Source organism: Streptomyces dengpaensis (genome assembly GCF_002946835.1).
GTDB lineage: Bacteria > Actinomycetota > Actinomycetes > Streptomycetales > Streptomycetaceae > Streptomyces > Streptomyces dengpaensis.
On sequence record NZ_CP026652.1, the window covers coordinates 6,624,416 to 6,637,460 of the forward strand.

The window sequence follows — 13,045 nt, forward strand, 5'->3', positions numbered from 1 at the left end:
ATGACGGCCGAGCTGGTCCGGGGGCAGAACCATCCGCTCTCCGAGGCCCGTCTTGAGGTCCGTGTTTCGGCCGGCAAGCCGATCGTGGCCGGGGCCACGCTCAGCGATGAGCAGGGCAAGGTCCGCGGCGTCGAGTGGGTGGCCCACCCGGGTGCGCCCACCCTGCCCGGACTCGAGGTGTCCAAGCAGGCGGCGGCCGACCACCGGCTCGCGTTCGACCTGGACGCCCTGCCCGAGACCGTGCACCGGGTCACTGTGCTGCTCGCGCTGCCGTCCGGGGGCGCAGGCCCGGTCCGGTTCGGCGCCGTCGCCGCCCCCTTCGTCGCCGTCACCGGCCTCGACGGCCGCGAGGTCGCCAGCTACACCATCACCGGCCTGGACACCGAGTCGGCGGTCGTCGCCCTGGAGCTCTACCGCAGGCAGGGTGCGTGGAAGGTCCGCGCGGTCGGCCAGGGGTACGCGGGCGGCCTCGCCGAACTCCTCGCCGACCAGGGCCTTCATGAGGCCCGGCAGCTCGCGGGCAGCATCAACGAGGCGGTGGCCCAGGGACTGGCCCGCTCGGTGGCGGCACCCCCGCCGCGTACGCCCGATGGGGACCGCTCACGACAGGCGGCCACCTCGGCGCCGGGACCGGACCAGCCGCACACCGGACCCCAGATCGCCGCTGGGGACGCAACGCCGCAGCAGTCCCCGTACGACGCGCCGGGTCCGCAAGGGGCCTCGGCGCCGCAGACCGGCTACCAGGGGGCCCCGGCACCGTCGGACCCCTCCGCCGTCACCCAGCCGTCCGCTCCCGCCGTCGGCGGCGGGATCAACTACAGCCACCCCGGCCGGCAGAACGCGGCCCCGCCCCCGCCCCCGCCGACCGCACCACCGGCTCCGCCCGGGCAGTCCGCGCAGCCCGTCGCGGGCGACGCGACCGGCTGGTCCATGGAAGAGCGGCTCTACAACCAGGTGTGGGGCATGTTCGAGGACCTGGCCCGTACCGCCGCCGCATATCGCAGCGCCGTCGACTTCGCCGACTCGCGCATGGAGCAGGAGCTCGACAAGGTTCTGTCCGACCCGCGCAGCCGGATCGGCGGACAGGGCGACGCCGCGCGCGAGGTGGCCCGCGCCAAGCACGCCCAACTGGTCGACCAGGCCCGCATGGCCCTCGACCGGGATCTCGCCCAGCTCGCCGCCGAGGCCCAGGTCGTCGAGCCCGCGCTGCCCGCGGCGTACGCGCGCTGGGACAACCCGGTCTGGCACGGCTACCGGGTACCCATGGAGATCCCCATGGCGCTGCGCCTCGGCGATCTCCATCTGCCCGAGAGCGAGGACCTGAGCATCCCGATGCTGGTCCGGCTGCCGCTGGAGCGCGGCCTGTGGATCGACAGCGGCCGCGCCGGCCTCGACGACGCGCTCGCCGACTCCGATCAGCTGCGCCGCCTCGCCATGGACACGGCGGTGGCACATGCCGCGCGGCTGCTCGCCGTCTATCCCGTCGGCGAGTTCACGGTGCACGTCATCGACCCGGCCGGTTCGGGAGCCTCGTCCCTCGCGCCACTGGTGCAGTCAGGGGTGCTCGACGGCGCGCCCGGCGTCGGTGCCGCGGGCGTGGCCGACGTCCTCGCCAAACTCACCCAGCGCGTCGACCTGGTGCAGATGGCGGTGCGCGGGGGAGCGGCCGACTCGCTGCCGCCGGGCCTCGACACCGCCGAGCAACTGCTGATCGTCAACGACTTCCCGCACGGCTTCGACGACCGCGCCGTAACGCAGCTGCGCTACCTCGCGGACGAGGGCCCGGCCGTCGGCGTCCATCTGATGATGGTGGCCGACCGGGACGACGCCGCCGCCTACGGGCCGCTGCTCGATCCGCTGTGGCGCTCGCTGCTTCGACTGACCCCGGTCGCCGACGACCACCTCGCCGACCCGTGGGTCGGGCACGCGTGGACATACGAGCCCGCGCTCGTACCGCCGGGCAGCCAGGTTCTCCAGCAGGTGCTCGCACAGGTGGCTGCGGCCCGCCGCTCCTGGAACCGCTGACACCTCGTTCCTGGAGCCGTGGACGTCTCGTTCCTGGACCGTGGACGCCCTCAGAAGACAGTGTCAAGCATCAGTAAAGTGCTCTGACCAGGGGATTTGGTCCATCCTTTACTGATCTCTTTACCTTTACTTGGTGATTCGGGTACTCTCTTTCCCACGGAGGGGAGTATTCCCTGCCTACTTCGGCGCACCCGTCAATACGGATCAGGCCCGATCCCGGGGCGTCGGCCCGCAGGCACCGGACGCATCACGCGCCCCGGCTGCCACGCGGGTGGAAGAGACCTCCGGTAGCGACGACGACGCTGACATCTGCCGTTACGTACTGCCGGAGGCGCAGTGGATGCTTCTTTGACCCTGTGGGTCCTGACGATCTTGGGCCTTGGTGCCCTGATCGCGGTCGACTTCTTCATCGGCCGCAAGCCGCACGACGTTTCGATCAAGGAAGCCGGAATCTGGACGGTCGTCTGGATCGTCCTGGCCGGACTGTTCGGACTGGGATTGCTCCTCTTCTCCGGCGGCCAGCCCGCCGGAGAGTTCTTCGCGGGCTTCATCACCGAGAAGTCCCTGAGCGTCGACAACCTCTTCGTCTTCGTCCTGATCATGGCGAAGTTCGCGGTGCCCTCGCAGTACCAGCAGCGGGTGCTCCTCGTCGGTGTGCTCATAGCCCTCGTCCTGCGCACGATATTCATCGCAGCGGGTGCCGCGATCATCGCGAGCTTCGCGTGGGTCTTCTACATCTTCGGCGCGTTCCTCATCTACACCGCCTGGAAGCTGATCCAGGAGGCCCGGGCCGACGAGGAGGACGAGGAGTACGAGGAGAACCGGCTGCTCAAGGCCGCCGAGCAACGCTTCGGCGTGGCCGACCGCTACCACGGCACCAAGCTGTGGATCCAGCAGAACGGCAAGCGCGTCATGACGCCGATGCTCGTAGTGATGCTGGCGATCGGCACCACCGACGTGCTCTTCGCGCTCGACTCGATCCCCGCGATCTTCGGACTGACCCAGGACCCGTACATCGTCTTCACGGCCAACGCGTTCGCGCTGATGGGGCTGCGGCAGCTGTACTTCCTCATCGGCGGGCTGCTCAAGAAGCTGGTCCACCTCAGCTACGGCTTGTCGGTCATCCTCGGCTTCATCGGCGTCAAGCTCGTGCTGCACGCGCTGCACGAGTCCGGCGTCCATGTCCCCGAGATCTCCATCCCGGTTTCCCTCGGCGTGATCCTCGCGGTCCTGGTGGTCACCACGATCACCAGCCTGATCGCCTCCAAGAAGCAGACGGCGCGCGAGGAGACCGAGAGCGCTCCGAAGGACAGCATCGAGGTCTGACCACGTCAGACGCAGCACGACCATCGCCGGGAGCGGTGCGCGGCTCATGACCGAGCACCGCTCCCGGTGCGTGAAGCCCGGCCCGCATGGTCCCGGACAGAGGGCTTTGGACAGAGGGCCCTGCATGGCGGGCCGTGTCACGGTCCCGGCGCGAGCCTCTAGCCACCGAGTGCGGTGCCCGCGTACGCCTGCGACGATCGCAGCATGATCGTTAGGCTCCGGTCACTTGTGACGCGGTGGACGGCCGTAGTGCCCGTGGTCGCGGTGATCCTGCTGGCCTTCACCTGGGGACGCGACCTGACCGCGGCGGTCGTCGTCCTCGTGACGCTGGTGCTGGCCGGGGCTGTGCTGGCCGCCGTCCACCACGCCGAGGTGGTCGCACACCGGGTCGGCGAACCCTTCGGCTCGCTGGTCCTCGCCGTCGCCGTCACGATCATCGAGGTCGCGCTGATCGTCACGCTGATGGCGGACGGCGCCGCCAAGGGTGCGACCCTGGCGCGCGACACGGTGTTCGCGGCCGTGATGATCACCTGCAATGGCATCGTCGGTCTGTGCCTGCTCGTCGCGTCCCTCCGTCACGGGCTCGCCGTCTTCAACGCGGAAGGCACCGGCGCCGGCCCTCGCGACCGTCGCGACGCTCGCCACGCTCACCCTGGTCTTCCCGACGTTCACCACCAGCAAGCCGGGCCCGGAGTTCTCCACGGCCCAACTCACCTTCGCCGCGCTCGCCTCACTGGTCCTGTACGGCCTGTTCGTGGCGACCCAGACCGTACGCCACCGCGACTACTTCCTGCCGATCACCCGGCAGGGCGTGGTGATCGACGCGGACCACCACGCCGGCGTCCCGTCCACCCGCACGGCCGCGATCAGCCTGGGGCTCCTCGGTATGGCCCTGGTCGGCGTGGTCGGCCTCGCCAAGGGTGTGTCGCCCACCATCGAGTCCGCCGTCCAGGCGGCCGGTATGCCGCACGCCGTCGTCGGTGTGATCATCGCGCTGCTCGTCCTGCTCCCCGAGACCATCGCCGCGCTGCGATCGGCCCGCCGCGACCGGGTGCAGACCAGCCTGAACCTCGCCCTCGGTTCCGCGATGGCCAGTATCGGACTGACGATCCCCGCCGTCGCCCTGGCATCCGTGTGGCTCTCCGGGCCGCTAGTCCTCGGCCTCGGCCCCACCCACATGGTGCTGCTCGCGCTGACCGTGGTGGTGAGCTCCCTGACGGTGGTTCCCGGACGGGCGACCCCCTCCAGGGAGGCGTCCATCTGGTGATCTTCGCGGCCTTCCTGGAACTGGCGATCAACCCCTAGAGACACTTGGACCAACCCCTAGGGACCCCTGGACGCTGTTCGCTGCGACGACGGGGTTTGTCACTCGGTCGCTTGTACAACCGCCAGTCGGGGCACCGGCCGGGTCTCCGGCAGCAGCGCGAAACACCCCAGGCTGAGTAGCGCGATCGCCGTCAGGTACGCGGCCACGCCCCACGGGACGCCCTCGCCGCTCGCCACCGCCGTGGCCACGATCGGCGTGAGCGCGCCTCCGAGAACGCCGCCCAGGTTGTAGCCCACCGCCGCGCCCGTGCAGCGCACCCGGGGCTCGTACAACTCCGGCAGATAAGCGGCGATCACGGCGAACATCGTGATGAACGCGATCAGCGCCACCAGGAAGCCGAGGAACATCAGCAGCGGTTCGCCGGTCGACAGCAGCGCGACCATCGGGAACATCCACAGCGCCGTGGCCGCGGCGCCGGCCAGACACAGTGGTCGCCGCCCGTAGCGGTCGCCGAGCAGGGCCATCAGGGGCGTCAGGGAGCCCATAACCACCACGGCCGCCATGATGCAGGCCAGCATGACGGTACGGCTCACACCGAGCCGTTCGACTCCGTAGGCGAGCGCCCAGGTCGTCACCGCGTAGAACACGGCGTAGCCGACCGCGAGTCCGCCGGCCGTCAGCAGCACGAGCCGCCAGTGATCGCGCACCACCTCGGCGAGCGGCACGCGCGCGTGGTCCCGCATTTCCAGAAAGCGCGGGCTCTCCGCGAGCGAACTGCGCAGCCACAGACCCGCCGCCGCGAGCGCCCCCGCGGCCCAGAACGGCACGCGCCACCCCCACGCCGCGAACTGCGCGTCGGACAGTGTCGCCGACAGCACCAGCATCACGCCGTTGGCCAGCACGAACCCCAGCGAGGGCCCGACCTGCGGGAAGCTCGACCACAGCCCGCGCCGCTCGGCGGGCGCGTGCTCCGCGGTCAGCAGCACCGCCCCGCCCCATTCCCCGCCGAGACCGAGCCCCTGCAGAAAACGCAGCACAAGAAGGAGGACGGGAGCGGCCACACCGATGCGGTCGTACGACGGTACGCAGCCGACCGCGACGGTCGCCGCGCCGGTCAGCAGCAGCGAGGCGACCAGGACGGGTCGTCGCCCGCGGCGGTCCCCGATGTGCCCGAACAGCACCGAGCCGAGAGGGCGTGCGACGAACCCGACGCCGAACGTCGCGAAGGCCGCCAGCGTCCCCGCCAGCGGTGAGAACGTCGGGAAGAACAGGGGGCCGAGGACCAGCGCGGCCGCCGTCCCATAGATGAAGAAGTCGTAGAACTCGATGGCTGTCCCGGCGAGCGAGGCGGCCGCGAGCCGGAGCATGGAGGGCGCACTTACGGTGCGTACGTCGTGCATGCCGCGTCAACTACCCACGGTGACCATCAGTTACGGGGGCGTACGGGGGCGCGCTCACGTCAGTACGTCACGGTGATGCGCCGGGCGGGGCCGTCCACGCGAAGGGCGCCCCCATAAGGGATCACAATTTGCGGATCGGTGTGACCGAAGTCCACATCGACAACGACCATCATGTCCGGGGCATATATGTCGACGGCGCGGAGCAGCGCCTCGCGTTGTTCCCGCGCGTAACGGGCCTTGGCGTCGGCTTCGTTGGGCTGCGCGAAGGACCACGCCTTGGGCCGGCCCATCAGGAGAGCCGGAAAGCGCCGCAGCAGCCCTCGCTCCCCCATGCTGCGCAGGATCCAGAAGACGTCGTCGGCCTTCGGCATATCCTCCGAGGTCTCCAGGAACAGCACATGGCCCTCGTACACGGAAGGGTCGCGGGCGATCTCGCGGTCGGCCATCAGCAGCCAGGACAGGATCTCGATGTTGCCGCCCCAGGAGCGGCCCTCGACGACACGCTCCGGGCGGTGCCAGGTCCAGCCGTTGCCCGGTTCCATGGGCGGCTCGGAGTCGAAGGTGGCGGGGTCCTCCCACGGGCCGTCCACGTCACCGAAGCATTGCGCGGGGCGCAGTTCGTACGGCCCGGACGTGAACAGCGCGGCCCGCAGCGACTCGGCGGTCAGTGGGTCCATGGCGCCTGGACGGCCGAGCTCGCACATGACGGACCCGCCGTGGTAGCCGACGATTCCGGTGTTCCCCAGGTACGCGAGGAGGTTGGTGTTGTCGCTGTAGCCGAAGAACGGCTTCGGGTTGGCGCGGATCAACTCCCGGTCCAGCAGCGGCAGCACGGTGATCTGGTCATCGCCGCCGATGGACGCGATGACCGCCTTGATCGTCGGGTCGGCGAACGCCGCGTGGATGTCGTCCGCCCGTTCCTGAGGGGTCGAGCCCATTTTCCGGGTCGCCGGATACTCGACCGGTTCGAGGCCGTACTCCATGCTCAGCCGCTCCAGGCCCAGTTCGTACGGCAGCGGGAAGAGCCCCGGCAGTCCCGCGGACGGTGAGATCACGGCTATCCGGTCACCGGGTGAAGGCTTGGGAGGGTACGAAGGCATGGTCATGCCGGGAGGGTATGGGCGGTCACCTCTCCGGTGCACCGTGATAAACCGGGTCCGAGCAGCGGTCCTCAACGGGCCGGCAGACCTGAAGGACCGGAGGAATTGTGCCCCGCACCCTCGCCAACGCCCCGATCATGATCCTCAACGGGCCCAACCTGAACATCCTCGGGCAGCGTCAGCCGGAGATCTACGGCTCGGACACACTCGCGGACGTGGAGGCGCTGTGCGCCAAGGCGGCGGCCGCGCATGGCGGCACGGTGGACTTCCGGCAGTCCAACCACGAGGGCGAACTCGTGGAGTGGATCCACGAAGCGCGTCTGCATCACGCCGGAATCGTGATCAACCCGGCCGCCTACTCGCACACTTCCGTCGCGATCCTGGATGCGCTCAACACCTGTGACGGCCTTCCTGTGGTGGAGGTCCACATCTCCAACATCCACCAGCGCGAGGAGTTCCGGCACCACTCATACGTCTCGCTCCGCGCCGACGGGGTCATCGCGGGCTGCGGTGTGCAGGGGTACGCGTTCGCGGTGGAGCGGGTCGCTGCGCTGGCGGGAGCGGGGCACGCGGACGCCTGACGCGTCCGCTCCTCCCGCGGGTCCCAAGGAATGCCATCGGCAGACCCGACGAGGATCGGGGAGGGGCGCCGAGCGGTGTGGTTCACCGAACCGGGCCTCTCCTCCAACTCCTCAGTGCCGCCAGGGTCGCAGCGCCAGTTCCGTCGCCTGTCGTACCCGCGCACGCAGGTGGTCGGCGTCCGCGCCGGCTGTGCCCTCCTCGCCCATGAGCGCGTCGAGTGCGCCACTCACCGCTCCTGTCAGCGCCCCGGCGAGCGCCGCCGCGGTCACCCGGTCCAACTCGTCGGGGAACACCACGTGCAGCTCCCGGGCGATCTCCCGCTGCGCCGCGAGTTGGTCTTGCAGCGCCTTGCCCCGCACCGCGGGGACGGTGTGGAACAGTCGCATCCGCACGGAGGCCATCGGGCTCCCCATGTCGGCGTCGCTCTCGGCGATGGTGTCGAGCGCCCGTAGCAGCACGTCCACCGGACCCTCGGTCGGGTCGCGGTCGCTGATCGCCGCGATCGTTGCCCGCGCACGCGCGTCGCTGTCGGGGAACAGGATGTCCTCCTTGCCGGCGAAGTACCCGAAGAAGCTGTCGGCGTAACCGGCCACGTGGGGCGCACACCGAGGCGGCTCACGTGAGGCGGCGTGCGCTCGCAGCAACGCGCGGAGCGTGCGCTCGCGCGCTGACGCGAGGAGCGCACGTTTCATACGTCGCGCCTCCGAGGGCCGGGCTCACCAGCCCCGTGCGTGCCACTCCGCCAGATGCGGTCGCTCCGCGCCCAGCGTTGTGTCGTTGCCATGCCCCGGGTAGACCCAGGTCTCGTCCGGCAGGACGTCGAAGATCTTGGTCTCGACGTCGTGGATGAGGCTGGCGAACGCCTTCGGGTCCTTACGTGTGTTGCCCACGCCGCCCGGGAAGAGACAGTCCCCCGTGAACACGTGCGGATGCCCGTGCGGGTCGTCGTAGACCAGGGCGATCGAGCCCGGCGTATGCCCCACCAGGTGACGCGCGGTGAGTTCCACGCGCCCGACCCGGATGATGTCGCCGTCGTCGACGCGGACGTCGGTCGGCACCGGGATGCCGTCGGCGTCGTCCCGGCCCGCGTAGGTGCGCGCGCCCGTGACCCCCACGACCTCCGCGAGCGCCTGCCAGTGGTCGCCGTGCTGATGGGTGGTGACGACGGACGCGATGCCGTCGTCACCGACCAGCGTGAGCAGCGTCGCGGCGTCGTTCGCCGCGTCGATGAGCAACTGCTCGTCGGTGGCCCGGCAGCGCAGCAGATAGGCGTTGTTGTCCATGGGGCCGACGGCGACCTTGGAGATCATCAGGTCCTGCAGCTCGTGCACATCGGCAGGGCCGCCGACCTTCACCGCTCCGCTGTACGTCATGTCGGCAGCCTATAGCGGGGGAAGGGTGGGAAGCAGACCACCGTCGACGCTGAGGTCGGACCCGTCACGGCGTCCCGCCAGCCAGCCGAGGAGCGCGGGCGTGGGACCGGTCACGGTGACCTCGGGGCCGCCCTCCGCGACGCGCCCCGTGCTCCACGCGCGCGTGCCGTCGGTGACGCGGGTGGGAGGCACATCGGGATGTCCGCCGAAGCGGTCGGCGAGGAACTCGATCTCCCGCTCCACGAACTCCGCCGGAAGATCTTCGAGTTCGTATCCGATGCCCAGATCCACATGGTGCAGCTCGACCTCGACCCACCGCCGGAACGGTACCCGGGCCGCGGAGTCGGTGACTCCGTTGCGCAGCTCCACCGTGCGGGACCAGTCCGCGGGAGCGGCCCCCGCCTCCTGGAAGCGGGCCGCGCTCTCGCGTACGTCGGTGAGCTGCGCGTCCAGGGACCGCGGCGCGTCCCGCTCGATGTCGGCGTCCCGTGCGGCGCCGGTGGTGTACATGGGGCGCCCTTCCAGGACGTTCACGAGAGCGTCCGCGTTGCGGGCGAGGTGGGCGAGCACGTGGCCCCGGCTCCAGCCGGGGAGCCGTGACGACTCGGTCACGGATGCGTTGTCCAATGCGGCGGCTGCGATGAGCAGTCGGTCGGTCGCGTCACGTACAGACGCCAGGTCGCACACATGATCAATCATGAGGCCGACCCTAGCCCCGCCACACGTTTGGGTGAAGGCGGTCGACCAGCCCCGCAAATCGAATGTGCGTGCTATAGGCTCGGATGCGGCGTCGGGCATGCTGGAGAGCCCGGGATTGTTGTGAACCAGGGAAACCAACCGGCGCTGTCAGTGGCTCCCCCTAGTCTGAGGAAGACGGGGGCCTCGGCCCCTGTCACTACTCTCAAGAAAGGTGCGGACCGGCGTGGCCGACCGTCTCATCGTCCGTGGAGCGCGCGAGCACAATCTCAAGAATGTCTCGCTCGACCTCCCGCGCGACTCGCTCATCGTCTTCACGGGCTTGTCGGGGTCGGGCAAGTCCTCGCTGGCCTTCGACACGATCTTCGCCGAGGGGCAGCGGCGCTACGTGGAGTCGCTCTCTTCGTACGCCCGGCAGTTCCTCGGTCAGATGGACAAGCCGGACGTCGACTTCATCGAGGGCCTCTCCCCGGCAGTGTCCATCGACCAGAAGTCGACCTCGCGCAACCCGCGCTCGACGGTCGGCACCATCACCGAGGTCTACGACTATCTGCGTCTGCTCTTCGCGCGCATCGGCAAGCCGCACTGTCCTGAGTGCGGCCGCCCGATCACGCGCCAGTCGCCGCAGGCCATCGTCGACAAGGTGCTGGAGCTGCCGGAGGGGAGCCGCTTCCAGGTCCTGTCACCGCTGGTGCGCGAGCGTAAGGGCGAGTTCGTCGACCTCTTCGCCGATCTCCAGACCAAGGGGTACAGCCGCGCCAGGGTCGACGGCCAGACGATCCAGCTCACCGAGCCGCCCACGCTGAAGAAGCAGGAGAAGCACACCATCGAGGTGGTCGTCGACCGCCTCACCGTGAAGGAGTCCGCCAAGCGCCGCCTCACCGACTCCGTGGAGACGGCCCTCGGCCTGTCCGGCGGCATGGTCGTGCTCGACTTCGTCGACCTCCCTGAGGACGACCCCGAGCGCGAGCGCATGTACTCGGAGCACCTGTACTGCCCGTACGACGACCTGTCCTTCGAGGAGCTGGAGCCCCGCTCCTTCTCCTTCAACTCGCCCTTCGGCGCCTGCCCCGAGTGCACCGGTATCGGTACGCGCATGGAGGTCGACCCCGAGCTGATCGTCCCGGACGAGGAGAAGTCCCTCGACGAGGGCGCCCTCCACCCCTGGTCGCACGGACACACCAAGGACTACTTCGGCCGGCTCATCGGAGCCCTCGCCGATGCGTTGGGATTCCGGACCGACATCCCCTTCGCCGGGCTTCCGCAGCGCGCCAGGAAGGCACTCCTCTACGGGCACAAGACGCAGATCGAGGTCCGCTACCGCAATCGGTACGGACGCGAGCGCGTGTACACCACGCCCTTCGAAGGCGCCGTCCCCTTCGTCAAGCGGCGGCACAGCGAGGCCGAGAGCGACGCGAGCCGTGAGCGCTTCGAGGGCTATATGCGCGAGGTGCCCTGCCCCACCTGTGAGGGCACGCGCCTGAAGCCGCTGGTCCTCGCGGTCACGGTCATGGAGAAGTCGATCGCCGAGGTCTCCGCGATGTCCATCAGTGACTGCGCGGACTTCCTGGGCGAGCTGAAACTCAACGCGCGCGACAAGAAGATCGCCGAGCGCGTCCTGAAGGAGGTCAACGAACGGCTGCGCTTCCTGGTCGACGTCGGCCTCGACTACCTGTCGCTGAACCGCGCGGCCGGCACCCTCTCCGGCGGTGAGGCCCAGCGCATCCGCCTGGCCACCCAGATCGGCTCCGGACTCGTCGGCGTCCTGTACGTCCTCGACGAGCCGTCCATCGGTCTGCACCAGCGCGACAACCACCGGCTGATCGAGACCCTGGTCCGGCTGCGCGACATGGGCAACACGCTCATCGTCGTCGAGCACGACGAGGACACCATCAAGGTCGCCGACTGGGTCGTCGACATCGGCCCCGGCGCGGGCGAGCACGGCGGCAAGGTCGTGCACAGCGGCCCCTTGAAGGAGCTGCTCGCCAACCCCGAGTCGATGACCGGCCAGTACCTGTCGGGCAAGAAGGAGATCGCGCTTCCAGACATCCGCCGCCCCGCCGACCCGAGCCGCAGGCTCACGGTGCACGGCGCCCGTGAGAACAACCTCCAGGACATCGACGTGTCCTTCCCGCTGGGCGTCCTCACGGCCGTCACCGGCGTCTCGGGCTCCGGCAAGTCGACGCTGGTCAACGACATCCTGTACACGCACCTGGCCCGCGAGCTGAACGGCGCGAGGAACGTACCCGGGCGGCACACGCGTGTGGAGGGCGACGACCTCGTCGACAAGGTCGTGCACGTCGACCAGTCGCCCATCGGCCGTACACCCCGGTCCAACCCGGCGACGTACACCGGAGTCTTCGACCACGTCCGCAAGCTGTTCGCCGAGACGACCGAGGCGAAGGTGCGGGGCTACCTGCCCGGCCGCTTCTCCTTCAACGTCAAGGGCGGCCGCTGCGAGAACTGCTCCGGCGACGGCACGATCAAGATCGAGATGAACTTCCTGCCGGACGTGTACGTCCCCTGCGAGGTCTGCCACGGGGCGCGCTACAACCGGGAGACCCTGGAGGTCCACTACAAGGGCAAGTCCATCTCCGAGGTCCTCGACATGCCGATCGAGGAAGCACTCGGATTCTTCGAGGCCGTCCCGGCGATCGCCCGGCACCTGAATACGCTCAACGACGTGGGCCTCGGCTACGTCCGGCTCGGCCAGTCCGCGCCGACGCTGTCCGGCGGTGAGGCACAGCGCGTCAAGCTCGCGAGCGAGCTGCAGAAGCGCTCCACGGGCCGCACGGTGTACGTGCTCGACGAGCCGACCACCGGTCTGCACTTCGAGGACATCAGCAAGCTCATCACGGTGCTGTCCGGCCTGGTCGACAAGGGCAACACGGTCATCGTCATCGAGCACAACCTCGACGTCATCAAGACCGCGGACTGGGTCGTCGACATGGGCCCCGAGGGTGGCAACGGCGGCGGTCTCGTCATCGCCGAGGGCACCCCCGAGCAGGTCGCCGGCGTGTCGACCAGCCACACCGGCAAGTTCCTGCGCGAGGTCCTCGGCGCCGACCGGATCAGCGACGCCGCCCCGGTGAAGGCCGCGGGCAAGACCGCCGCCAAGACGGTGGCGGCCAAGTCGACGGCGAAGAGAACGGCCACGAAGACCGTCAACAACACGGCCACCAAGAAGGCTGCAGCGGTCACGAAGAATACGGCCGCCAAGAAGGCGACCCCCGCGAAGAAGACCACGCGGGCTCGCAAGGCCTGACAAGTCCCAGA

General features: G+C 69.4%; 9 protein-coding genes and 1 pseudogene. 5 read left to right on the forward strand and 5 right to left on the reverse strand.

Annotation, left to right across the window (positions count from 1 at the left end; genetic code table 11):
• The 3 genes and pseudogenes from C4B68_RS30525 (at window position 1) to C4B68_RS30535 (ending at window position 4,656) form a co-directional block, all read left to right on the forward strand.
• On the forward strand, window positions 1-2,025 hold the full coding sequence (locus tag C4B68_RS30525) for a TerD family protein (RefSeq protein WP_099505036.1): 2,025 nt from the start codon (window positions 1-3) through the stop codon (window positions 2,023-2,025).
• 336 nt (window positions 2,026-2,361) lie between these two features.
• Entirely contained in the window at window positions 2,362-3,351 is a 990-nt protein-coding gene (locus C4B68_RS30530) for a TerC/Alx family metal homeostasis membrane protein (protein WP_180289347.1), read from the forward strand.
• A gap of 204 nt (window positions 3,352-3,555) precedes the next feature.
• Window positions 3,556-4,656: pseudogene (locus tag C4B68_RS30535) on the forward strand (calcium:cation antiporter).
• A gap of 60 nt (window positions 4,657-4,716) precedes the next feature.
• Here the strand turns inward: C4B68_RS30535 and C4B68_RS30540 are convergent.
• Window positions 4,717-6,018 (reverse strand): MFS transporter, encoded by a 1,302-nt coding sequence (locus C4B68_RS30540; RefSeq protein ID WP_180289346.1) that lies wholly within the window; start codon window positions 6,016-6,018, stop codon window positions 4,717-4,719.
• Window positions 6,019-6,077: 59 nt separating this feature from the next.
• The gene (locus C4B68_RS30545; RefSeq protein ID WP_099505034.1) at window positions 6,078-7,124 is read right to left on the reverse strand and encodes a S66 family peptidase; all 1,047 of its coding nucleotides are present in this window, start codon (window positions 7,122-7,124) and stop codon (window positions 6,078-6,080) included.
• A 101-nt stretch (window positions 7,125-7,225) separates the two neighbouring features.
• On the opposite strand from C4B68_RS30545, the gene aroQ reads away from it, so the two are divergent.
• Window positions 7,226-7,699 (forward strand): type II 3-dehydroquinate dehydratase, encoded by a 474-nt coding sequence (aroQ, locus tag C4B68_RS30550; RefSeq protein WP_099505033.1) that lies wholly within the window; start codon window positions 7,226-7,228, stop codon window positions 7,697-7,699.
• A 111-nt stretch (window positions 7,700-7,810) separates the two neighbouring features.
• On the opposite strand, the gene C4B68_RS30555 is transcribed toward aroQ, so the two are convergent.
• From C4B68_RS30555 to C4B68_RS30565, 3 genes are read right to left on the reverse strand one after another with little or no spacing between them, the layout of a single operon-like run.
• Window positions 7,811-8,392, reverse strand: a complete 582-nt coding sequence (locus C4B68_RS30555) for a TetR/AcrR family transcriptional regulator (RefSeq protein WP_206337095.1) — start codon at window positions 8,390-8,392, stop codon at window positions 7,811-7,813.
• 24 nt (window positions 8,393-8,416) lie between these two features.
• Window positions 8,417-9,073 (reverse strand): MBL fold metallo-hydrolase, encoded by a 657-nt coding sequence (locus tag C4B68_RS30560; protein ID WP_099505031.1) that lies wholly within the window; start codon window positions 9,071-9,073, stop codon window positions 8,417-8,419.
• 9 nt (window positions 9,074-9,082) lie between these two features.
• A complete protein-coding gene (locus tag C4B68_RS30565) occupies window positions 9,083-9,772 on the reverse strand; it encodes a maleylpyruvate isomerase family mycothiol-dependent enzyme (protein WP_099505030.1) in 690 nt (229 codons plus the stop codon).
• Between the two features lie 223 nt (window positions 9,773-9,995).
• Here C4B68_RS30565 and uvrA point away from each other — a divergent pair, with 223 nt between their 5' ends.
• Window positions 9,996-13,034, forward strand: coding sequence for an excinuclease ABC subunit UvrA (gene uvrA, locus C4B68_RS30570; RefSeq protein WP_099505029.1), 3,039 nt, complete (start codon window positions 9,996-9,998; stop codon window positions 13,032-13,034).
• Window positions 13,035-13,045: the final 11 nt, after the last annotated feature.

Bases quoted from the DNA above. Each gene is read 5' to 3' on its own strand.
- C4B68_RS30525 (WP_099505036.1), top strand. From the start codon at position 1: ATGACGGCCGAGCTGGTCCGGGGGCAGAACCATCCGCTCTCCGAGGCC.
- C4B68_RS30540 (WP_180289346.1), bottom strand. From the start codon at position 6,018: ATGCACGACGTACGCACCGTAAGTGCGCCCTCCATGCTCCGGCTCGCG.
- C4B68_RS30545 (WP_099505034.1), bottom strand. From the start codon at position 7,124: ATGACCATGCCTTCGTACCCTCCCAAGCCTTCACCCGGTGACCGGATA.
- C4B68_RS30555 (WP_206337095.1), bottom strand. From the start codon at position 8,392: ATGAAACGTGCGCTCCTCGCGTCAGCGCGCGAGCGCACGCTCCGCGCG.
- C4B68_RS30560 (WP_099505031.1), bottom strand. From the start codon at position 9,073: ATGACGTACAGCGGAGCGGTGAAGGTCGGCGGCCCTGCCGATGTGCAC.
- C4B68_RS30565 (WP_099505030.1), bottom strand. From the start codon at position 9,772: ATGATTGATCATGTGTGCGACCTGGCGTCTGTACGTGACGCGACCGAC.